At 59.3% G+C, this 23,127-nt stretch carries 16 protein-coding genes and 4 pseudogenes; 12 read left to right on the forward strand and 8 right to left on the reverse strand.

All coding sequences use genetic code 11. The annotated features are described in order from the left end of the window. Positions 1–297: 297 nt before the first annotated feature. Positions 298–1,629, forward strand: coding sequence for a polysaccharide biosynthesis/export family protein (locus LAC81_RS32045; protein ID WP_223728665.1), 1,332 nt, complete (start codon positions 298–300; stop codon positions 1,627–1,629). Between the two features lie 560 nt (positions 1,630–2,189). Further along, the gene (locus LAC81_RS32050; protein WP_223728666.1) at positions 2,190–2,900 is read left to right on the forward strand and encodes a response regulator transcription factor; all 711 of its coding nucleotides are present in this window, start codon (positions 2,190–2,192) and stop codon (positions 2,898–2,900) included. A gap of 51 nt (positions 2,901–2,951) precedes the next feature. Here LAC81_RS32050 and LAC81_RS32055 read toward each other — a convergent pair. Continuing rightward, a pseudogene (locus LAC81_RS32055) lies at positions 2,952–3,242 on the reverse strand (IS5/IS1182 family transposase); the annotation flags it as partial. Positions 3,243–3,312: 70 nt separating this feature from the next. On the opposite strand from LAC81_RS32055, the gene LAC81_RS32060 reads away from it, so the two are divergent. Then, a protein-coding gene (locus LAC81_RS32060) for an IS3 family transposase (RefSeq protein ID WP_223725348.1) occupies positions 3,313–4,502 on the forward strand; the annotation gives its coding sequence in 2 pieces (ribosomal slippage) (positions 3,313–3,565 and positions 3,565–4,502; 1,191 coding nt in all). Positions 4,503–4,526: 24 nt separating this feature from the next. Here LAC81_RS32060 and LAC81_RS32065 read toward each other — a convergent pair. Beyond that, a pseudogene (locus LAC81_RS32065) lies at positions 4,527–4,869 on the reverse strand (transposase); the annotation flags it as partial. 282 nt (positions 4,870–5,151) lie between these two features. On the opposite strand from LAC81_RS32065, the gene LAC81_RS32070 reads away from it, so the two are divergent. The 5 genes from LAC81_RS32070 to LAC81_RS32090 all read left to right on the forward strand — a co-directional run bounded on the left by LAC81_RS32070 (position 5,152) and on the right by LAC81_RS32090 (position 10,905). Further along, positions 5,152–5,871: a nucleotidyltransferase family protein gene (locus tag LAC81_RS32070; RefSeq protein WP_057251165.1), complete on the forward strand. Its 720-nt coding sequence runs from the start codon at positions 5,152–5,154 to the stop codon at positions 5,869–5,871. Further along, positions 5,831–7,063: a DegT/DnrJ/EryC1/StrS family aminotransferase gene (locus tag LAC81_RS32075; protein WP_223728667.1), complete on the forward strand. Its 1,233-nt coding sequence runs from the start codon at positions 5,831–5,833 to the stop codon at positions 7,061–7,063. The genes LAC81_RS32070 and LAC81_RS32075 overlap by 41 nt, the downstream gene beginning before the upstream one ends. A 34-nt stretch (positions 7,064–7,097) precedes the next feature. Then, positions 7,098–7,850, forward strand: coding sequence for a sugar transferase (locus LAC81_RS32080; RefSeq protein WP_223728668.1), 753 nt, complete (start codon positions 7,098–7,100; stop codon positions 7,848–7,850). Between the two features lie 392 nt (positions 7,851–8,242). Next, positions 8,243–8,809 carry a hypothetical protein gene (locus LAC81_RS32085; RefSeq protein WP_328717646.1) on the forward strand — a complete coding sequence of 189 codons (567 nt, stop codon included), beginning with the start codon at positions 8,243–8,245 and terminating at the stop codon, positions 8,807–8,809. 125 nt (positions 8,810–8,934) lie between these two features. Further along, positions 8,935–10,905: a Calx-beta domain-containing protein gene (locus LAC81_RS32090; RefSeq protein ID WP_223728670.1), complete on the forward strand. Its 1,971-nt coding sequence runs from the start codon at positions 8,935–8,937 to the stop codon at positions 10,903–10,905. Positions 10,906–11,298: 393 nt separating this feature from the next. Here the strand turns inward: LAC81_RS32090 and LAC81_RS32095 are convergent, their stop codons facing one another. From LAC81_RS32095 to LAC81_RS32110, 4 genes are all read right to left on the reverse strand, one after another. Beyond that, complete coding sequence (locus LAC81_RS32095) at positions 11,299–12,321, reverse strand: SDR family NAD(P)-dependent oxidoreductase (protein ID WP_273700224.1); 1,023 nt, start codon at positions 12,319–12,321, stop codon at positions 11,299–11,301. A gap of 110 nt (positions 12,322–12,431) precedes the next feature. Then, positions 12,432–13,589 (reverse strand): glycosyltransferase family 4 protein, encoded by a 1,158-nt coding sequence (locus tag LAC81_RS32100; RefSeq protein ID WP_223728671.1) that lies wholly within the window; start codon positions 13,587–13,589, stop codon positions 12,432–12,434. Positions 13,590–13,614: 25 nt separating this feature from the next. After that, positions 13,615–15,156 (reverse strand): dTMP kinase, encoded by a 1,542-nt coding sequence (locus LAC81_RS32105; RefSeq protein WP_223728672.1) that lies wholly within the window; start codon positions 15,154–15,156, stop codon positions 13,615–13,617. A 575-nt stretch (positions 15,157–15,731) separates the two neighbouring features. Continuing rightward, entirely contained in the window at positions 15,732–16,994 is a 1,263-nt protein-coding gene (locus LAC81_RS32110; RefSeq protein WP_223728673.1) for an O-antigen ligase family protein, read from the reverse strand. A 249-nt stretch (positions 16,995–17,243) separates the two neighbouring features. Here LAC81_RS32110 and LAC81_RS32115 point away from each other — a divergent pair, with 249 nt between their 5' ends. Next, complete coding sequence (locus tag LAC81_RS32115; protein ID WP_223728674.1) at positions 17,244–18,539, forward strand: hypothetical protein; 1,296 nt, start codon at positions 17,244–17,246, stop codon at positions 18,537–18,539. Further along, complete coding sequence (locus LAC81_RS32120; protein WP_223728675.1) at positions 18,532–20,028, forward strand: lipopolysaccharide biosynthesis protein; 1,497 nt, start codon at positions 18,532–18,534, stop codon at positions 20,026–20,028. Before LAC81_RS32115 ends, LAC81_RS32120 begins: the two co-directional genes overlap by 8 nt. 451 nt (positions 20,029–20,479) lie before the next feature. Here the strand turns inward: LAC81_RS32120 and LAC81_RS32125 are convergent. Next, positions 20,480–20,694 (reverse strand): annotated as a pseudogene (locus LAC81_RS32125) (GDP-mannose 4,6-dehydratase); the annotation flags it as partial. Between the two features lie 418 nt (positions 20,695–21,112). Between LAC81_RS32125 and LAC81_RS32130 the strand changes: the two are divergent. Then, positions 21,113–21,250: a hypothetical protein gene (locus LAC81_RS32130; protein WP_223728676.1), complete on the forward strand. Its 138-nt coding sequence runs from the start codon at positions 21,113–21,115 to the stop codon at positions 21,248–21,250. A gap of 119 nt (positions 21,251–21,369) precedes the next feature. Continuing rightward, positions 21,370–22,007, forward strand: a pseudogene (locus LAC81_RS32135) (transposase); the annotation flags it as partial. 112 nt (positions 22,008–22,119) lie between these two features. On the opposite strand, the gene LAC81_RS32140 reads toward LAC81_RS32135, so the two are convergent. Further along, the gene (locus LAC81_RS32140) at positions 22,120–23,034 is read right to left on the reverse strand and encodes a LysR family transcriptional regulator (protein WP_223728677.1); all 915 of its coding nucleotides are present in this window, start codon (positions 23,032–23,034) and stop codon (positions 22,120–22,122) included. Between the last annotated feature and the right edge of the window lie 93 nt (positions 23,035–23,127).

The following is a 23,127-nucleotide window of genomic DNA, read 5'->3' on the forward strand; positions in this document are numbered from 1 at the left end:
CGATGATGGGAATGCGAGTACTCACCCGCCCATTCACAACATTTCCAGCGTACAGAATTTCATTATTTGTACAACGCGTAAATTGATGCAAATTGAGTAAGGAACCGGCGGGGATTACCTAATCATGGTGCTTGTCGGGTACCCCCTTATGTCGCTCTGCCTGAATGAGCATACCTATTCTCCATTTATAGATATTGGGGCTTTTGCGATCATTTAGATGAAGTTGGTGAAGCGCGGCGGGCCAGTCTGCCGGCCAGATGCACTGACTCCAGCAAATCTTCAGATTGGAGTACGCCGATGGTCCTTCGTCCCCGACAGCGCACGTTTTTCAAGTTGTTTGGTCTGGCGGCCCACACCGCAGTAGCAATGGCCTTCGGGCTGTCGTGGTCGGAGGCCTCCGAGTACCGGCTGCATGCGGGCGATGTGATTGAAGTCTCGCTCGCTGGGCTTCCGCAGTTCGGCCAACGCGCGCCGGTTCAGCTCGATGGCAGCATCACAATTCCGACCATCGGCACGCTCGTCGTCGAGGGCGTCACGTTGGCCAATGTTCGCGAACTTATTCAGGCTGCCTACACCAGCCGGCTCCTGACCCTCTATGCCTCCGATGGTCGGGAGTTGACGCGTACGGTTGAACGCGAGGATGTATCGGCAGCAATCGTGCAATATGCGCCGATATGGGTATCCGGAGATGTTGTTCAGTCCGGCGAGCATCCTTTCCAGCCACGGATGACGGTACGCCAGGCGATCGCGTCTGCAGGCGGGCTCCGTCCGGCGATTATGACCCCCGGCACGCTGCCGCAATACGATCCGATCCCGCTGCAGAGCGACTACATTGCCAGCTGGCTCACATTGGCTGGCCAAGCCGTCCGCGCCTGGAGGTTCCGCACCGAGCTCGGCGAGACGGCCGAATTCGACAAGACATCAATTCCGGCGGCACCTGTGCCTGAAGAGGCGTTGACGCGCATTCTGGCAACCGAGAAGCAGATTCGTGAGCTTCGGCAGGTGGATTTCGATCGCGAGCGGGCCTTTCTCGGCCGGAGCGCGGCTCTTGCTGAGAAGCAGATCAAGTCGCTGTCCGAACGCGTCGAACTCGAGACCCAAGGCGAACGCGAGGACACTCAAGTCTACGAAATTGCGAAAGAACTTCTACGGCAAGGCAAACTCACCACTGTGCGGGTAGTGGATGCCCGACGCTCAGTGCTTTTCTCATCCACGCGCCGGCTGCAAACGGAAAGCGAGCTCATGCAGATGCGCAGGCGGCTGGATGAGGCGCGCCGGTCGTTGGAAAAGCTCGAGGATCAGCGCCGGCTCGGCATTCATGAAGAGCTGCGGTCCATAGATCTGAAACTGGCCGAGGAGCATGCCCGCCTAAAGAGTCTGCGGGCGAAATTGGACCTCGCTGGCATCGCCGTCCCGCGCGGCCAGGAGGCCAGTCAGAAGGCCAGCCCGACGGTTACCGTTTTTCGCAGGATCGAAATGAAGCCCGTCGCTTTTGAAGCGGGGTATGATGAAGAGGTCGAGCCAGGCGATATCGTGGAAGTTGCGTTACGCCAAGGGTCCTTATCGACGAGCAATGATATCGGCGCACTTGGCATCGACCGGCCTCAATATGCCCAGAGCGCGAAATAACCCCTCAATCCCTCAAATTCTACTTGTCTTCCGGATCGATGCTCGAGCGGGGGGCGGATAGACGAAGAGGCCGAGTTTTCGACGAGGCGATGGCCGCTGTCATTTCATCTCTGCCGCCAACTTGAGTGAGTTCGTCAACCTGCTGGTGTTGGCCGGACTGCGGTCCATTTCCGTGGTGGAAGCCCTTGCGGCAGGACCTTAAGGCTGACGCAGCGCTTCGCCAAAGTTTGCGGTCGGACCGAGAGCTCTTCCAGCCCCCGTGCCCATCTCGCGGTCGCTTTATTTGCCATCGGTGGCCGCATCGACAACTCGCTCGTTGAGGAGCCTGTTTTCCGGCACTAGGGCAATATCTACGTCTAAAGCGGTAACAGTATAAGGGTTTTGGCGAATAAGTGTAAATCCATTGTGCTATGTATACAACACTAGAGATGACCATTGAAACGTCATCGCTGACTTTTTGGGGCTATCCCGGTTGGTTGCCCCGCTGCGCGTATGTGGTACCATTTCTTTTTTGACATGAGGAATTATTTGAAAAATTTCTCTCCGGAAGGGGGTGCAACGTGAACAAGAAGAAAACGTGGAATTTTGCAATCGTCGAGCCGAACTACATTGTATGCGCAGGGCTGGCACGAATATTTGCACGAACGGCATTCAAAGAACAAATCGAATGCGCCAATATGGCCCAGTTGTGGGAGCTGATAGAAATGGGTCAGGAAGTCGATTTGTTTTTGATAGACGTGGGGCCAAATATCTGCCGATTTAAAGCGGACGTCGAAAAGCTAAAAACGCAATTTCCAAATTCATTTGTTGTTCTAATGGCGGACTCTGTTGAGGAAGCTGTAATCACCGAGGCCGTCCAAGCGGGTGTTCATGGTTTGATTGATAAGGGCATGCGCGTGGAAGCCATGGTGAAATCGCTGGAATTGGTCCTGCTCGGCGAACCTGTTTTCCCTCCCCCCGCTCCGGTCAAGACATCGCTTATCACAAAGGAGTATGTCTTTCCGAAGCACAACCAAAACAATGGTCACAACGGCGATTCAACTCATATAATTTCCCTGGCGCCTAATCTTTCGTCGCGAGAAATTGAAGTATTGCTGTCACTTAGTCAGGGAAACTCCAATAAGGAGATTGCCAGGAAGCTCGAGATCTCGGATGCCACGGTGAAGGTACATGTGAAGGCAATCTTGCGGAAGCTTCGGATAAAGAACCGGACCGAGGCGGCCTTGTGGGCAACGGGTGCGGGGCAGCAGACCTCATCGTACCAGCAGTGATTAATATCCGTCCTGATCAAGCCGGCTCAGCAAGCCCCGGAAAAATAGAGGCTATCTAAAAATTCTAGGCCGTCGACACCAGATTCTCGTGGCGACCAGCTTTACGGCGGCGAGGTAGTTTTCGGGACGCTTGTCATATCAGGTTGCGATGCTGCGGGATTGTTTGATGCTGTTGAAGAATCGCTCCACGAGGTTCCTTAGCCGATAGACCCAGCGCGAGAATACGAAGGAGCCCTTGCGGTTTGTCGGGATGTTGGCCCAGGCCTTTCGCGCGGCGGCCTTGGCCCGAATGGCGTCGCTGTCATACCCCTTGTCGGCCAGGAGGATGTCTCGCTTGCCGAGTTCGTTCTGACCTGCCACGGGTAATTTCCTCCAGATTGGATTAGAGTCCGGCCTGATTAAGGACGGACGCATGAAGAAGCAGAGATTTACGGAAGAGCAGATTATTGCGGTGCTGAAGGAGCAGGAGGCTGGCGCGAAGGTGGCTGAGCTCTGCCGCAAGCACGGGATTTCGGAAGCGACCTTTTATAACTGGAAAGCCAAATACGGCGGTATGGAGGTCTCCGAGGCGAAGCGTCTCAAGGCGCTCGAGGAGGAGAATGCTAAGCTGAAGAAGCTGTTGGCCGAGCAGATGCTGGACGCTGCCGCGCTCCGCGAGCTTCTGGCAAAAAAATGGTAGGGCCTGCCGCCAAGCGCGAAGCCGTCGCGCATCTGAAGACCGTGATGGGTCTTTCGGAACGGCGGGCCTGCCAGATCATATCCGCTGATCGGAAGATGGTGCGCTATCGGTCCTGCCGGCCGCCGGAGGTCGAACTGCGGGCAAGACTGCGCGACCTCGCCAACGAGCGACGGCGTTTCGGCTATCGGCGGCTGTTCGTCCTGCTCAAGCGAGACGGAGAGCCGTCCGGCGTCAATCGCATCTACCGGCTCTACCGCGAGGAAGGGCTGTCGGTCCGCAAGCGGAAAGCCAGACGGCGTGCCGTCGGCACGCGTGCGCCGATCCTGGTCGAAGCGAAGGCCAATGCCCGCTGGTCGCTGGATTTCGTCCACGACCAGTTTGCCTGCGGAAGGAGGTTTCGCGTGCTCAACATCGTCGATGACGTGACGCGCGAATGCCTGGCGGCAATCCCCGACACATCGATCTCCGGGCGTCGGGTCGCCCGCGAACTGACGGCGCTTATCGAACGGCGCGGCAAGCCCGGCATGATCGTCTCCGACCATGGCACGGAGTTCACGTCGAACGCGATCCTCGCCTGGTCAAAGGAGCACAAGGTCGAATGGCACTACATCGCGCCGGGAAAGCCGATGCAGAACGGCTACGTCGAATCCTTCAACGGCCGCATGCGCGACGAACTGCTGAACGAGAGCCTGTTCTTCGGTCTCGGCCACGCTCGCAGCGCCATTTCCGAATGGGCGGAGGATTACAACAATTTCCGGCCACACTCATCGCTCGGATATCAGACCCCGGCCAACTATGCCGGGACCATCGCCGCAACCGGCTCCAACGCTGCGCAAGATGAAGGCTACGCGTTTCCGCCGGTTGCTCCCACCGCGCCAAATGGCGTATCGAAAACCGCCGGGGCTCTAATCGCCGCTGGATGAAAGTTCAGTGGCAGGTCAGTTCGTCAGCGCTTCGGCCTCGGTGCAGTCGGCGATCCGTCCGCCGGTCAGGCGCAGGGTAACCGGGCGTCCTTCGGCATCGACGAGCGCGTGGATTTTGCTCGTAAGCCCGCCGCGATGCCGCCATCATCTCCATCCCCCTTTTTCCCCGGCCGCATGCTGGTGTACGCGGACAAAGGTCGTAGCGCTCGGGGATTTCCGCCCGGGGCGAGCCCGTTCGGAACCGTCAGAGGATGCCATTCAGCACCCGCCGATCATCGACCCGAGGAACCCCGCGGGGCTTGTTGGGCAACAGCGGCGACAGGATCGACCATTCGTGATCGGTGAGTTCGCAGCGGCGACGCGTCATAGAGGCTCCCTCATTCGGAAGTCTTGAATCAGACAGGAAAAACACCAAGCGATTTTATGAGTTTACGTCCTAGTAATACCCCTTTTGGAGCGGTCACCCCGCTTGGGTAGCGGCTCCACAACAGGATGCTCCACAAAGTATGGCTTTGCCGCTCGACTGCCTTCTATCCTTATGCGCAATTGCCGAGGACTGATCGACTGTTAGATTCCTGTCATCGATCTGTCACATCCCCGCAAACGCGGATTTTGAGGCAGTATCGAGTCAACTTCAGGGAGAGATTCGATGAAAGCCGTAATCCAGTGTGGCGGTCAGGGAACGCGCCTGAGACCATACACTATGGTGCTACCCAAGCCGCTGATGCCAGTCCGCTCTCAGCCGGTACTCGAGCTTCTGCTGAAATGGCTTCGACGAAACGACCTGACAGAGGTCTATATCACCACGGGTTATCTCGGGCAGCTGATCAAGAGCTTCTGTGGCGACGGGCGGCGGTGGGACATCCGGATCCGCTATACGGATGAAGCGGCGCCCCTGGGGACGATCGGGCCACTCGGCTTGCTGCGTGATGAACTCGACACCAGCTTCCTGGTGATCAATGGGGATGTCATTACCGATCTGAGCCTCGGTGCGTTCGCCCAGTACCATCACAGCACGGGCGGAATACTCACGGTGGCTACGATGCACCGGCAGACTCGAATGGATTTCGGCGTCATCGAGGCACATGACGGGCGGATCACCAGCTTCAAGGAAAAACCGATACTCTCGAACCTTGTGAGCATGGGTGTCTACTGCATGGAGCCCTCGGTGCTTCAATACATTCCTGCGGGCGTCCCATTCGGCTTCGATGATTTGATCCTGTGCCTCCTTCGGCGAGGCGTTCCGACCCACAGCTACATTCACGAGGGCATGTGGCTCGACATTGGCCGGATCGAAGATTTCCAAACCGCTCAGGAGCTTGATTGGGATGTCCAGTCACCACCGTTTGAACGCGTCCACGCAGCCTGAGGCTGTTCTGCTAAATGCTGCCGCCCCGGGCGGAGGTGCCGCAACGGCGCGTCCCGGCGGCGGGGCCGACGATCGCTCAGAGATTTACGTCGCGCGACCAATCTTGGGGTGTGAGGAGCAGGTCGCCGTTTCCGAAGTCTTAGACGACGGCTGGGTCACGATGGGCTCGCGTGTACGCGATTTCGAGCTAGCCTTCGCCGAGCGGCATCGCACGGATGATGCAGTGGCAGTCAGTTCTTGCACCGCCGCACTTCATCTTATCCTCCATGCACTGGGGATAGGGCCAGGCGACGAAGTCCTCGTGCCCTCGCTCACATTCGTGGCGACGGCCAACAGCGTCTTGTATACTGGGGCGTCGCCTGTCTTCGTCGACATCGAGTCGCTTGCCATGCCACTGATGTCCCTGGAGGACGCTGCGCAGAAGTGCTCTCCGAGAACAAAGGCTGTAATTGTCGTGCACTATGCTGGCTGTGTCGCGCAGCGCAGCGCATGGCGCGAGTTCGCCTCCCGGCGGGGCCTGTTCCTCATTGGGGACGCGGCGCATGCAGTTGGCCTCGAGGACGCCGCAACCTTCGGCGACGCAGCTGCCTTCAGCTTCTACGGCAACAAGAACATGACGACCGCAGAAGGCGGCATGGTGGTGTCGGCTCAATCCGACCTTCTGGAGCGGATCCGGCAAATGCGCGCCCATGGGATGACAAGCGGTACATTCCAGCGCCACCACAGTGGCGCACCGCGTTACGACGTGACAATGCTCGGCTACAATTACCGAATGGACGAACTCCGGGCTGCCATGGGTCTGGTCCAGCTCGGTCACCTGACAGCTTGGAATGAACGCCGGCGCGTCCTGACGGACAGGTATGCAGAAGGTCTGGCATCCGATTGCCCGACCATCCTCGTCCCCAGCCTGCAGGGTTGCAATTCGGCTCATCATATCATGCCGGTCGTTTTGCCGGGAGAAGCCGACCGCGATCGGATCATCGCTTTCATGAGAAGCGATGGCATCCAAACGAGCATCCATTACCCGCCTGTTCACGACTTTTCTTTCTACAGATCTCGGCTACCGGACCTTCGGCTCCCGAAGACGGAAGAATTCTCTCGTCGCGAGCTGACGCTCCCGCTGCATCCCGGCATGGCTGACGGTCACGTCGAGCGCGTAGTCGCCGCTCTGGCCGCTGCTGCGCAGGCATGAAGGACGTCACGAAACAAATGTGAGGAGATTCGTAATGCGCCATGACGACCGTCCGCCAGCACGCCTTATCGGCTGGATTGCTCGCTCCCTCGACGTTCTCTTCGCCGCCGTCTGCTTGGCGGTTCTAAGCCCCGTGATGCTGCTCATTGCGGTGGCGATCATCGCGGAGAGCGGCCGTCCGGTGTTCTTCTCCCAGGTGCGCCTTGGACAGGGCGGCAGGCACTTTCGGATTTATAAGTTTCGCAAATTTCGCGCCGACTGCAGCCCCGTCGGCCTTCCATTGACGGTCAATAATGACGGTCGCACGTCCAGAATTGGACGAATACTCGCAAAAACGAAGTTCGATGAGCTCCCGCAATTCTATAACATCCTTCGGGGAGATATGGCCTTTGTCGGCCCGCGGCCAGAGAGCCTCGCTTTTGCCGACTGCTTCGACGACAAGCACCGGGCTATCTTGGACTATAGGCCTGGAATATTCGGTCCGAGCCAGGCAGCGTTTCGCAATGAGGCCAGCCTGTACCCCGTGAATACCGACCTGATCAAGGTTTATCGAGAAGTGATCTTCCCGCTGAAGGCCTGTCTCGATCTCGAATATTACCCGCGTAAGACCATGCTCAAGGACCTAGTGTGGATCGTTCGCGGAGTCATGGCGGTGGCCGGCCTCCATCCAACATTGACCAAGCTTCCGACGCAACTGCCCACGCTGCGGACCAGCCAGACGCCTGTGACGGAGGGCGCTCTATCGCCACCTTCGAGCTGGAGCCACGCGAGGAGGATGCAACTATGAGATGGGTAACTCCGCGGAGGCCCTTTGACCAGGGTCCCGCGGACGCGACGCAGGGATCGTCGCAGCGCACAGCGGCAACGCCAGTGCCTCGGGAGAGGTGGGGTTCGGGCGTGCTCCTCCGTGCGGAAAGCCCGCCCCCCTCGCGAGCATGCAATCCCGGCGCGATTCCATCGTCGTGGGCAAGGACACAGATGGCGCCAAGGTGCAACACCGTCATCGTCGAGCTTTTCGGGCCAGCTGCCTCCGGGAAGACGACCCTTGCCCGAGCCCTCGAGGCGGCGCTCGATGCTAGGGGCATCGCGGTGCGGCTCGTCGGGAGCTCGCGTCCCGCAGAAAAAGGTTCTGAGCCACCAGGAGCAGGAATTAGGCCGCCCTCCGCACTGCCCGCAGCCTTGGCCCGCGCCTCGAAAGTCTTCACCGCTCTGGACGCGCTGGTGCCAGGCGTCTCCGTCGACCCGCTCGTCGGGCAATTGATTGAGATCCTGCCGCCAAAGAGCTGGACTAGAGCCATCCGGGCTCGACGTTATCTGCGCAATATCTGCGGCTCCTGGAGCGCGGCGCTGACCTCGGACAGCGTCGTCATCTTCGATCAGGGTTTTATGAATTCACTCTGCTCGCTCGCTCTCTTTTCCGGTGCGCTAAGCCAGCATGCCCTGTCGCGAGGACTATCGCTTGTCCCGGCGCCCGATTTGCTCATTCGCGTTGAGACGCCGCGTGAAGTGCTGCAGGCGCGCCTTGAAAAGCGACTGCGTCGTCAAGGGGTGTTTGAGCGACTGTTCGAGAGCGACATCCAAAGATCGCTTCGGCAGATCGAGATCTCCTCGATGATTGATGATTTGCTGAAAGCGCGCGGCCGGCATCCGATGCGTGTGAGTTGGCGGGACCAAGACACCCTCGCAATGGCCGTTGAGACGATCGCGGACGAAATCATCTTGAAGAAGGGACACGGATTGCGATGACCTGACTTCAGCGCGAAATCGCCTTGTACCCGCGACGCTGAATTGAGAATTGACGGAGCAAACAGAGCCGTTTTCATCGGCCGCGTCCGGCGCCGATTGACCGGTTGCAGAAAGGAAAGCCAGCTATGGTAGATAAGATCGGCACGGATGCTGGCGAGGACCTCACCGGTGGCGCTGAAAACGATTTGCTCGATGGCAAGGGGGGAAACGACAGGCTTTACGGCAAGGATGGCAATGACATCCTTTATGGCCGGAGTGGGGATGACCTGCTCGACGGAATGGCCGGCGCGGACACCATGTACGGCGGATCAGGCAATGACCGCTACAGGATCGATAATGTCGGCGATGTGATCAGCGAGGATGAAAACAACGACGGCATCGATGATGGCGGAATCGACCTGGTCGAGAGTTCTGTCACGTTCACCCTACCCAAGTTCTTTGAAAATCTGACGCTGACGGGGACGGACGCCATCAACGCGACAGGCAATGAACTCGACAACAAGATCAAAGGAAATGCCGCTGCGAACGTACTGGCTGGAGACGGGGGAAAAGATATACTGACTGGCGGTGGCGGCGCCGACACGTTCCTATTCGGTCCAGCTGCGGTCAGTAGCACGGACCGGGTGGTGGACTTCGACGCGGACGACCGATTTGGAATCTTCGCCGCCGATTACGGCCTGAGAGCGGGCAGCGGTCTGACCAATGGGAGACTGTCGAGCGACTACTTCACCATTGTGAGTTCCGGCAATCAGGCGAGCACGTCTCACGGGCAGTTCATCTACTTGAGTGGGACTCGGACTTTGATGTGGGACGGAGATGGTGCCGGCGGCGCCGCCGGGATCGCGATCGCCACCTTCGATACCGATATTGCAAGCTTCCTGAGCGCCGACCGCTTCATGATTTTCGGGTCTGGCGGTTCAGAACCATCGCCGCAGATATCGATCACGGACGGAGCGCCGAACCCGCAGACGGAAGGCAGCACAGCCACGATCAAATTCATGATCACGCTGTCGGAGGCGGCTTCCGAGGCGGTGCGCATCACCTACAGTACGCAAGACGGCACGGCGACAGCCAGTGAGGACTTCGTGGGCGTGAGCGGTGGCGTGGTCGACATCCCGGCCGGGCAGACAAGCGTCGAAGTCACCATCAATCTGCGCGACGACACCATCGTGGAGAATACCGAGACCTTCAAGGTCCTGATCAACTCGGCAAAGCTCGTCACGAGCGGCACGGCGCTCACCCTTGCCGATTCCTCGGGAACGGGCAGTATCGCCGACAATGATCTCAGCCCGCCTTCGCATCCGACCGTGGTCAACATCATTGACACCAGCATCAAGGCAGGCGGGATCAACAGTTCGGATCCGTCAGGGCTGGCCTATGTGCCGGGCCAGGGCCTCTTCCTTTCCGATTCGGAAGTGGATGAGAGCCCATTCTTCCGCGCGAACAATCTGTTCCAGATCAGCACGAGTGGTGTCCTGGAGAACTCCTTCAGCCTTGCAACCTTCACGAAGGAGCCGACGGGTCTGGCATTCAACCCGGTTACCGGTCATTTGCTCATCACGGACGATGACAAGTATTCGATCTACTGGGTCGATCCGAAGAACCCGACAGCGAGGCTCGGGACGGCCTCGGCAAAGTCCCTCAACTGTGACGATCCGGAGGACGTCGCCGTCAACCCGAACAATGGCAACGTGTTCATTGTCAACGGGACTTCCCATACGATCGTCGAGATCGACAAGACATTCAGCCAGGTTCTCTCCAGGATCACTCTTCCCGTGGAAATCAAGGATCCGGAGGCGCTGGCCTATGACGCCCAGCATGACGTGTTCTTCGTGGGCGGCGGCTTCAGCAAGAATATCTGGGTTGTCGATCACGGCGGCAACATCCTGCAGTCCATCGACCTTCTTAAGGATTACCGCAACCCGATTGGCGGCACCAGCGTCAAGGTCAAGGACCTGGAATTGGCGCCGAGCAGTGATCCCAATGACGATCCAGGTAAAATGAATCTCTATGTCGCCGACTACGGGAACAGCCATGTGAATGACGGGCGCGTGATCGAAATCGACTTGGGCCATGATTGGCTCATTGTCGCTTAGCACTCTAGTTGCGGCTGTCGTCTGCGGATCAGAGCTTTGCGCCATTGCCTGGTGCGCTCGGCACTGCAGCGCCGCGCGTCTTATCAGACGCGCAAAAGTCGCGGTAGACACTTTGAATTGGCGCAATGTCTTTCTTCTTAAATCGAGAACGATTTAAGGAGACATGCAATAGGCAGGCCAGGCGGCGCTGGCAAACCCCGGCAGGGCAGGCGTGGCGGTGAGACAAGTGAGCGACCTGCGTTCCTTAGTCTCTTCGTCGCACCGCACGAGCTGTGCAATGCCAGGCCCAACCGCATCGTCCGTCAGGTCACGAAGGCCACGCCGCATCTGCGCAATAGCGAAGCAATGGCGCTGGAAGCCATTGCCTTCGTAAAGCGGCGAGGGCCAAGCCTATCACGTCAGATAGCTCAACTCAGGGCGAACCCGCCCGGCTGCGATTCGGTAGCGCCACCACTCGATCGTCTTTTCGAGGCCGCTGTCGAGCGTTTCGCGAGGGGCCCAGCCCGTCAACTCTCGCAAACGATCCGAGTCGGCGATTAGGGCCATCACTTCCGATGCAGCCGGCCGCTTGCGAACGTCTTCCGCGATTATCGGTTTGGCTGGCCCAGCCACTAGTTCGCGAATGCGATCGACAGTCTCAGAAATGGTAACTGCAAACCCCGAGCCTGCATTATAAGCGGCACCCCATTTCAGCTGTTCCGCTCGGCCGATGGCTAGAAACGCACTGACAGTATCGTCAACGAAATTGAAATCTCGTATCGGGCTAAGGTCACCAATCCGGATCTCTTTCGATTCCGGCTGGAGGGCCTGCCGGATGATCGTCGGAATGACGGCGCGCTCGCTTTGACGCGGCCCGTAAGTGTTGAAGGGGCGCATGATGACGGCGGGCGTCTCGAATGATCGGGCATAGGCCTCTACCATCTTGTCCGCACCAATCTTGCTGGCGGAATAGGGTGACTGACCTTGAAGTGGGTGTTCTTCGGTGATTGGTGTGAACAGCGCGGTGCCGTAGACTTCGGAGGTTGACGTGTGGACCATCCGGCCGACCCCGCCTGCGCGACAAGCCTCGAGCACGTTCACCGTGCCCGTTACGTTGGTGTCCACATAGGATTGCGGCGCACTATAGCTGTAAGGGATCGCGATCAACGCGGCGAGGTGAAATACGACATCTGCGCCGTCGACCAGCTTGCGCACAAAATGGGAGTCGCGGACATCGCCCGCCACGAGATTCATAGCTTGGCGAAGCTCGGCGGGGGTATCATCTAGCCACCCCCTTTGCCCGAAAGAGTTGTAGAGACTGAGCGCGGTGACCTTTGCGCCCTGGCGTACCAAGCTCTCCGCCAGATGCGAACCAATGAAGCCATCGGCTCCAGTGATCACCGTCTTCAGTCCGTCGTAGCGCGTATCGATAGCCATAGCACTCAGTTCCCCATCGTTGCGTTATTTCTGCTTGAACCCGCGAAGTTCAAGATGGCGGCGTACCCACGGAGGCGACAGGGGATCGCCACCGAGTCCCCCACCTCCATTCATGAATCCGAAAGCACAGAATCATAAACTGCAGTTGTCTCCGCCACGAGGCGGTCGAGGGAGAAGCGCTTCTCGTACCAAGCCCGTCCGGCCTCTCCCATCTGGCGACGATACAGTGGAGCCGCAATAAGCAAGCGCAGACGGTCGCGGAGGACATCAATGTTTCCCCGCGGTACAACGAATCCGGTCTCGCTCTCGCGAACCGACTCGCGCACTCCTCCAACGTCTGACGCAATCACTGGCAGGCCCGCTCGCATAGCCTCGAGGATCGAGCGCGGGAATCCCTCCCAATTGGAAGCGAGCACAAATATCTGCCCGTCCGCCAAACGCTCTGCCACATCCTGTCGATAACCCGCAAAGCGAACGCGCGACGCGATCCCCAGCGAGGCGGCAAGCGCCTCGACGGAGGAGAGCAAGGGCCCGTCACCAACCAGCTCCAGCTGCCAATCGAGGTCCGTTAACTGCGCAAGGGCGCGCAAGAGCGTCGCATGGTCTTTTTGCCAGGCCATGCGTGCCACCATTACAATCTTGGGCGGCGATCTTTCCGGTCGGGCGCGAAGCGATTCCTTGACGTCGGGCATGGCATTCGGGATTGCCACGAGCCGATCTTTGCGAGTCAGGAAGCTCCGTTCGGCGGCACTGAAGTCAGATTCACATACCGTGATGATACGAGACGCAAGCGGTGCTGCGGCCCATTCGACCAGCCAAAAAATAACACGATGGATCCATGGATGCCCCTTCGTGAAACCCCAGCCGTGGGCGGTAAACAGAGCCGGAATACCAAGACTGGACGCGGCAATCCGACCAAGCAGGCCCGCAGTGGTAGAGTGCGTCGATACGATGTCGGGGCGAAGCTGACGTAATAGTTCTCGGATCTCAAGTACAGCTTTCACGGCCTGGAAGGGCCCCACGCTGCGATGCAGGTTTTGTACGCAATGAATGGGAATTCCACAATCTCTAAGGTGATTGGCAAACCGACCGTCGCGACCAGCCAAAATCGTCACCTCCGCACCTCTGGATCGAAGCGCAGTGGATAGATCGCGCACGTGAATGTGTGCCCCCCCGATTTCGTCTCCGCGCGAAATCACGAAAACGATGCGTAGACGATGGTCGACCTGCTCGGTCGTCCGCTGTTCGTGTGACGATAGAATAGACATCGGCACCCCCCGGCCACAGCTACACTTAAACACAACTCCACAGAGCCTGCATCACGGCTTTCACCGTGTCCTCGAGCGGCTGGTCCGTATCGACGGAAATCACGCGCGAATTCGGGAACTCAGTCTCCATCTCGATCTTTCTGCGCCTCTTTACGGCTGCGGGATCGGGTCCTTCTTTCTTAATGCGAACCGCGTCCCTTCTCAGCGACGTCTCGATCGGCGCGGTTAAACGGATGACAAGCGTCGGCTGCGGGAGCCCGGTGTAGAGCGCCCGCTCGCGTCTCATCAGCCACTGCTTCAGGCCACGTCCGCACCGCGCCAGCGCCTCATCATCGAACCGACTGCTGTCGACCGCGCCAAGGGTCGCGGAAGGGTAACGATCGGCAATCACAATCGACCCCGCGGCGGCATAGCGCCAGCAACGGCTCAGAAGCGCGCGGCGGTCGTGGGCCAGAACAGTGAGCCACAGAGTATTCAGCAAAGAAGGCGGCACGTTTTGCTGCTGCTCACGTTCCGCACGCGCGCTGGATCGGTGTCCGGGCAGGATCCGCCGGGCCAAAGGAAGGAGGAGGCGCGGGAGGAGCGAAACGAACGTCGCGGGAGGTTTGCCGACATGGACGGCGCGGACATCGAAATGATGGCCCAGAATGCGGGCGGAGGCGAGACTCAAGGTGGATTTTCCCGTGCCCATGGGACCGACAAAAGCGATTACGAGCCCTGCCGCGATAGGGATAAGCCTGCGGCGACGCCTCAGCAGCAACAGTAGGACACGTTGTATGCGTGACAGCGCTTCCGAGAGTGTGTTGAGCCGTCGCCAGCCACGGAGCTGGACCGCTAGCTGACGACCAAGCAGGATCCGGCGAACCATGGCCCGCGGCTCGGCGATGGCTTCGATCAGGTCATGAAGAAGCGAAACAGGCGCACCCGAAAACCAGGTCGTCCAGAGCTCCTCGGCCTTGCCAAGGTTCGCGCTTGCACAGAGCCATCTCAGCTCCTGCAGCACGAGGTCGTAGTGGCGCTGAAGCAAAAACAGCTCCGCAAGACTGGTATGCTTGAGCGCAACTCGGAGCGCAAAGAGCACCAGTTCGGCCTCGACCGTGGGGACCGGAACGCCGTGCAAGCGACGCGTATTGGCCAGTAGCGCCCATTCCACCGGGAGATGGTAGGCCTTGACCAGACTGTCACCGGTGACGATCTGGAAATAGGCGTGCACGTGGAGCAGCTGCGGCGCATCGGGATCCAGAGCAAAGGCGTGGAAGACACCGGGATGTCCGGCCCCGTTCGCGGAGACCGCAAGCTTGAACCCGCTTTCGACCAGCGCGGTTTGGAAGCCGGCGGCGTCCTGGCGGTCGACGAGCAGGTCCAGATCCCCTTCGCCCGCAAGGCTCTCGGCAAGCCGCAGATTGCTCTTCCAGTGGCAGTACCGCAGCCCCATACGGTCCAGCGAGGCGAGCAGGCGACGTATCGGCTCCTTCGGTGCGGGGAGGGCCGACGTGGTTTCGGGGCCGGCTAATCCAGCGAGGTAGGCTTTAGGCTGCATGGACGTCAAATGACGGCGACTGAACATCCTCAATCGAGCTCCTGGGCGGTCTGGAAATCGTCTATCCGGCCAAATTCGAGCCGGACGACAGCAGCTCGAGCACCCGCTGTGATCGAACCGGCCCCAACGGCATCGCGAGGACCATGGTATACGGGCGCAGGCGAGTTCCCTGACCGCCACATCGCATTACGGCTTTCATCAATGGACTCCCTCCGCTCAACAGGCCAATGCCACAGCTGCGAAACCCGCCTCTGAGGCGAGTTTGACCCCTTGCCGTTTCCAATCTAGCGCGCCGGCTAACGATCAACTTAATGCTAATAAGGGTGAGAAGGTTTTTCCGGCAGGAAGCTGGCTTTGCCAAACCTGAATACCCAAGAAGAGTGCCGCTCACTAAGCCAGAATGTAAGCATGGAGTATTGGCGGAGCCGGCAAGACGCACTCGACACTCCCGTTAACGCCTACAGCGCCGTGCATCTTATCAAACGCGCAAAGGACGCTGTAGATGCACGGCGCTGTAGTGGCACCACGACTGCGTTTTGGTGGATGGCGGGGGGCCGTAAATCGTCGTTGGCAGCGTTGCGAGCGAATATTCGTCAGTTGATTTAGGCTCGGGTGCGAGGGGCGCTGGGGCTAATATCGAGCGGTCGCGCATGCGTCAACTTTCGCGGTGCGAATGAGTGCATGGCCGCGAGACCGAGCACGACCGAGAACCAGAAAATCGGGTGACGAACAACCAGGTGAAAGTTGGAATATACGAACAGCGAGAATATCAGACTTGCCACCGCTATGAGCCCAGCCCGGTAGGCAGCGATAAGTGCCACGGTAATGATCCAGAAAAAGATCAGCATAGCTAGGAGGCCGCCCTGAGTGATCAAGTCGAGGGCAGTGTTATGCGCTTCTGCTTTTTCAGGGGGCGGTAGTTTCGTCCGCTTTCCGAGAAGATGCGGGCCTGGTCCGAGGCCCAACATTCCTGATTTCAGGCCAATTTCCACCGCTTCACTCCAGAGTCGAAATCGATCTTCAGCTTGATCATTTTCTGACATGGTCTCGACGATCGCTTGGCGGGCATTCTCTTCGATCTTCGGAGTGAACGGGGCTACGGACGCAAGCAGCAATGGAAGTGACAGGATTATCAGACAGGCGACGGTCATGAGCAGAGACGGGTGACGCTCGGCGCGCATGAACCTGATTAGAAACTTGCTCCCCACGAAAAGCGGTGCCGCAAAGCCAATGGCCAGGGTAAACGAGTCACTTCGGGTCAGAATTCCGGCAATGAAAGGAGGGGCCATGCAGCTAAGCGCGAAAATTTTGGTGTGCAGGCGAACCTCCGCCTCTGCCCTTTGAAGCGACAGGAGCACAAGTACAGTGCATAGAAGACCAAATTGGTTTGGATTCATTGACCAGCCGATGAACCGGTTCCACTCCCAAAAGCCAAGGCCTGGCATGGGAACCATGCCATAGCCGCCGGCGATTAACAGAATGACCGCGACGGCGCCGCCGACCGAGAATGTCCACGCCACGCGGTGAAGCCGCCAAGCAGGGAGAATGACTAAGAGAAGCGACAAAATAGCTACGAAGGCGTAAGCTTGTCCGGTGTGCAGGACGCCCGATGGATAGATATTGTCTGTGGCCAATCCCAAAAACAAACCTATGCTCTGGGCGAAGGTGAACACCGCCCAGAATAGCAGCATATGGGATAGGGGCCTTGTCAGCGCCGGAGCGCCCCGATGGGCGAGGTCAGCCAGCGCTCCAATAATCCATATCGTGAGCAGCGCTTCGCCGGCTCCCCAAGGCGTGCCGGGCAGACGGAGCTGCGTCGCAGTCGACAACAACAGTCCAAATGCGAGCAGTCCATCATTAATCATTGACACGACCTGATTAGACCAAACCCAAAGCAGCAAGGCCCGCCCTTTGACCTCCGGGCGCACGAGCCGACAGCCCGATCTTCTCACATTCGCCTGGGTCTGGAATGTAGAAATTGGATACTGACGACGCCCAAAAAGGGCTAGGCCGCAACGCTGCTTACCCACTAAGGGGGTATTTACATCCGCATCGCTGCGCCAGCATTTTAATGGGAGTGTTGCAGCAACTCCTAAAGACCGCCGGAGGCCACAATGAACCCAGACAAGCCCAGATTGCTGGGGTTGATATTGTTGGCGGGCTCGATCTTGGCGCTGTCGGTCAGCGGCAAGGTGCTTGCCTTCGACAATCTGGCGGACACACGGGTGGTCGCGGTGCCAGAGATGGCTGCCCCTGGCTATCTCGAGCGGAGCACCGATCCAGTATTTGGTACTCCTTTCGTTCGAGTGACGGATCCGGGCAAGGAGCTCATGACGGGCATCGCGTGTGACCCGGCCTTTTGCAGGCATCGCTATTCCAGCGCGCAGGCATGGAATGCCGATCAGAGTCTGCTGGTTGTCCAAAAAGGCTGTCCGGGGCTGTGCTTTCTTGACGGGCAGAACTATCGGCCGCTGTTCCAGCGCCGCCCGTCCGGTGTGTGCGAATGGCACCCGACAGATCCTGCGCAAATGATCTGCGTCAGCAATACTGAGATATTTCGCTGGATAGTGCGCAGCGATGAGCGGATGACGATCTATGCTCCCACAGAGTACCGAAAGCTGGAATTCGGCCCCGGGAAGAACAATCTTTCGCGCGATGGTGATCGACTGGTGATCCGGGCTGTCAAACCGTCTGGCGAACGGGTCGCCTTTGCATACGACATACAATCCGTGACAAAATACCCCGATATCCAGCTTGATCATGAGGGCACCAACAACTATTGCACCATTTCGCCTTCGGGCCAGTACATCTTCTGCCATGAAGACATGCCTGACGGCAGGGACATCGCCGACATCTTCAGTTTTGACGGCCATCCGATCCAGCACTGGCCTGAGCATCATCGACCTGGCCACGGCGACATGACGATCGACAGCGATGGCAGCGATGTCTATGTCGGAATAAGCAAGAGCGAGCCGGACAAATATCAAGTCATCAAGAGGCGCCTCTCAGACGGTAAGGTGACGGTTCTGACACCGCCCGGCTTTGCGCAGCACGCATCGGCCCGCAGCATCAACCGGCCGGGCTGGGTATTCCTGACATATAGCGGCTCATACGAGCGGGCAGGGCGAAGCGGAACGACTCCCTTGTATGGGGAAATCGTCGCATTAAAAATTGACGGAAGGGGCGAAATTCGGCGTATCGTCCATCATCGAAGTGTGAAACACGACTATCTGAGCGAGGCGCATGCATCGCCTTCACCTGATGGCTCGCAGATCATTTGGGCGAGCAATTGGGGCCAGCCCGGTGGAGCTGTTGCGGCTTACGTGGCCCGGCTTTCCTGGCCAGAAACGGTCACGGCAGATCACTTGCCCCCGCCGATTCCCAAGAAGGAAACGCGTCTTGATGAGTGACCGGCGAGGCTTGGCAGCGCGCAGCGCGATTGGCCTGATGTGGACTGGCCTTTCTATGGGCGGGCTAGCCGTTGCGGAACTCGTCGCCCTCATCGTTTTGGCCAGATTGCTTGCGCCGAGTGAGTTTGGGCTCTATGCCGCAGCGCTGGTCGTCATTAATTTTTCCGCAATATTCGAAGGTCTGGGCGTCGCTCAGGCGATTGTGCAGCGACCTGTTGTGGAAGAATCCCATCTACGTGCTGGGTTCACCCTGTCGCTCATTTTCAGCCTTTCCATGGCTGGGCTCGTCTGGTGGGCAGCGCCAACTATCGCGGACCTGTTCCGCCTAACTGAACTTGCTCCGGTGGTGCGCGCGGCCTGCGCCGTATTCCTGTGCCGTGGAATATCGATGGTGGCGCAGGCCTCGGCCCAGCGCGCGTTGCGGTTTCGGTGGCTCGCGGGTATCGAGGCAGGCGCCTTTGCGATCGGGTTCGTTCTCGTCGGTCCCCTATTAGCCTGGCGCGGCCTTGGAATCTGGGCCCTTATTGGCGCGCTGGTGTGCCAGCATTTCGTGCGCATGCTGGCGCTCCTCATCGGACAGCCGCACCCGAAACGGCTTCTGCTGGAACGACGCGCGATCGGACACCTGCTTTATTTTGGAGGTGGCTTTACCATCGCTCGCATATTCAATTACCTGGCCGGTCAGGCCGACAAAGCGGTCGTAGGGCGTTGGCTAGGAGCTGAGTCGCTGGGGCTGTATGCGCTCGCATCGCAGCTGATGACAGCACCCGCAGTCATTGTTGGCCAGACCCTCGATATGGTCTTGTTTCCGACGATGGCGCTGATCCAGCAGGAGCCGGCGCGATTGGCACGCGCATTTCGCGGCGCAGTTGCGTCCTGTGCATTGCTTGTGCTTCCCGCCAGCGTGGTGGTAATGGCTGTCCTGCCGGAACTGGTACAGGTGCTGCTCGGCCCGGGATGGGAGAGTGCGGTACTCCCGCTTCAGATCCTGGCGGCGGGAATGCTATTCCGCACCAGTTACAAGCTCAGTGATTCGATTACCCGGGCAACCGGGGCCGTATACGCCCGCGCGTGGCGGCAAGCCGTTTTCGCCTTCGCAGTCGGGGCCGGCTCATTCATCGGGCAACATTGGGGTGTGACAGGAGTGGCGCTTGGGGCCGTCATAGCGGTGGCGAGCAACTTCCTTCTCATGGCGCAGCTCAGCCTCCGCCTTACGGGACTTAAGTGGTCGGACTTTGCCGTCGCGCACCTACCCGGCGTGGCGCTCGCGGTCACGGTAGGAGGCGGCGCCTGGATGTTTGCGCATTTATTGCGAGAACTTCACACGCCGCCGCTCTCCCTGCTGGGAATGATTGTGCTTACCACGGCCCCTGCCAGCGCGCTTTTGTGCTGGTGCGCACCAGCGTTGTTCCTTGGTCACGATGGCAGGTCGGCATTGCAAGTCCTCATGAGCCTTGCCCCAGCTTGGCTCCAGCGCCGCCCAACATAGCGGCGGGCGGCAAGGCGGGTAGGAGGCCCCCATGCCTGTCAGCCTTCAGGACTAGTCCTGATTTGAAATGGGCTGCTTTGCCTCACTTCCTATCATGCCTGGGTCCCCACTCGGCTGGCTTGAGGCGCTTACCGATACCTCGACCTGGCCGACGCCCCAGCACCGACTCTTCAGGCGTTACCTACATCGCCAACCCACCATGGGGTGCTGCTGATCATGGGACGCTGCTGAGCCCGCTTACCGCCTTCGCCTTTTATGACCGGACCGGTGTCGCCTAAAACCCGATCAACAAGCACCTCTGCTTTCTCCGATGACGCCGACCGTGTACGAACTCGATCCGGATCCGAACGGCCTATTCGACGGAATCGTCGATAGAGCCGCTCGCGCATATTGGCGCCGGTTCCGTAAATCAAAGGCGTCGTCTCGGTCATCCCACGCCGGCATCCGCTCGGAGACCGTTGAGGAGGGCCAGAGGGACCAGCTTCTCGGGGAATGGAACGGACGGTAATTATTGGAGCAGTTGATCAGGACGACCGGCAGGCCGAAGATGTGATGCCAGGCGCGCACGAGGTCGTCGGGTGCCGCCTTCGACGCGGAGTAGGGCGATGAGGGTGCGTAAGGAGTAGCTTCGTTGAAGGCGCTATTGTCGAAAGGGAGATCCACGAAGAATCCCCCTTGGCGGGGATCCATTGGACCACGCTCAAACGTATCTCCGTCTGTGGTGCAAGCTCAGGCTCGTCGGCAGGGACCGGCACGGCCGTTCCGCCGAGGAAAATGACTGCGCCCGCCGCAAGCTTATCCGGCTCGTCCGTACATTTGCCGCTTGAGCGTCTTAAGGGATGAGTGATGGCCGCTTTGACGGCGTCAACCTCGCGTCTGATGCCCTTGGCCAGAGCATTCAATTCGGTGCCGGCGGCATCGGCTATCCATTGGTCGAGGGCTGCACCACCGCCGCCGCGGATGAGGGCGGCAAACCTTCCTGCCAGTTCACCTGCCACCAAGAGCTCCGGCGCGTGCTCGAACAGATGATGGAGAAAGCGCTGGGTGGCGTCATCGAGCGCGCTCGGCTCGTCGCTCAAGAGCCATGCGCAAACGCGCCGCGATGGCGGCTGGCATTGTGGCGGCGCAACGTTACGTGCAGGCGCCTGCCGACGAGCAGCCAGCCAACGATAAAGGTCGTCTTGCTGCCTTCGAAGCCGCGCTGTTTGACTTCGGCCCATAGAGAGCACCGTTCTCCTCTCCATCTCGCCAGCGCTGTTCAAGATAGTCGCGAAAGGCGTCGACGCAGGTGTGACGTGGGGGGCGGCCGTCGGTGCTCAGGCTCGCCGCCGGCAGCCAGCCAGCGCTCGACCGTCTTGGCGACCCGGCGAGGGACCATTGCCACCCAAGCCTTGGCGCGGAAAGGGGCGGCCAACCTCGCGGATGCACCGCAGCCCCGAGCACAGCTCGGTATTGGCGAAGGTGTTGGCTCAGGACCTGCCGCAAGATGCCTGGCAGACCATTGGCTGGCGGGAAGGAACGAACACCGACCTCGCCTCCCGCTCACCGCCGTGCGGGTACCGGCCCGCGTCTAGGGATTACAATTTGACCGAGCCGCGCGCCGAAGAATGGCTGCTGATTGAATGGCCCGAGGGCGATGCCGAGCCTCTCAAGTATTGGCTGTCTACCTTGCCCGCCGAAATCTCGTTTGAGCATCTCGTTGCCACGGCAAAACTGCGCTGGCGCATCGAGCGCGATTATCAGGAGCTCAAGCAGGAACTCGGCCTCGGCCATTACGAGGGGCGAGGCTTCCATCATCACGCCCGCCTCTGCATCGCCGCCTACGGTTCCTCATCTCCCAAAGGGAGGCGATTCTCCCCTCAGCACCGGATAACACCAAAAGCAGCCAGAAATCTGCCGTTCCCGAAGGTTATCGACCCGCGGATCCCACAATCCGACCCGAGCGACACGCGCCAAATTCTCTCGCCACCGATACTTGACCGTTGCACTCAGTCGCAGCCTTCAGCGATGTCCATGCTGCACCAGGGCAACGACGCGTGACGCTTAAGACTCTAGTCTAGACGTTTGAGCGCTGGGGAAGGGGGCTAGGCGCTATTCCAGCGCCTTGCCGATCAGGCGCTGACAGCGTTCGGCCATATAGTCGATCATCAACCGGACCTTCGGGTCCTGGAAGCGCTTGTGCGGATAGATCGCCGCAAGCTGTACGCTGAGCGGCGGCGTATCGACAAGAATCGGCACCAGCGCGCCAGCGTTGATGTGGCCTTTCACCTCGAAGAGCGGCTTGTTGATGATGCCGCGGCCATCGAGCGCCCATTGGGTCAGCACGTCGCCGTCATCCGAATCGTAGGGGCCGACCACCTCCAGTTTGCGCACGCCCTCCATGGTCTGGAGTGTCCAGAAATACTCCTTCGAGCCGGGATAACGCAGCAGCAGACAGTCATGCTTGTCGGCGATCAGCGCTTCGGGCGTTTGCGGTATGCCCCGTTTCTCGAAATAGGCGGGCGCCCCGCAGATTACCCGCTCGCAATTCATGATGCCGCGCATGCGCAGGTTCGAATCTTCGAGGATGCCGAGCTTGAAGGCGACGTCGACGCCTTCCGAGAGGATGTCGACATTATGGTCCGAAAGGCGAAGGCGCACTTCGATGTCGGGATATTTGTCGTGAAACTCCGGAATGCCCGATGCAATCAGGCGCCGACCTATCCCCAAAGGAGCGGTAATCTTCAGCGCACCCTTGGGATTTCGCGAAAGATCGGCGATCGCATTCTCGGCCTCGTTGACCGCTTCGAGGATCTTTACCGCGCCGTCGTAAAAGACGCGACCGTGCTCTGTCGGGGTCAGCTTGCGCGTCGTCCGATTGAACAGGCGAACGCCCATATGGCGTTCCAACTCTTTGATTCTATTGCTCGCAACCGCCGGCGTCACGCGCTGGTCGCGACCGGCCGCCGACAGGGTTCCAAGCTCTACGACGCGTACGAAGACGCGCACATTGTCCAGATACGACATGCCTCCGTCCCACTCCTCCGGCTTCTTACTAGCCCATCCATTGCGTCGCTATTTTATAGATTTTTTTGAAAGTGTTGGTGAAGCAGCGACGTT

The organism is Ensifer adhaerens, assembly GCF_020035535.1.
Lineage (GTDB): Bacteria > Pseudomonadota > Alphaproteobacteria > Rhizobiales > Rhizobiaceae > Ensifer.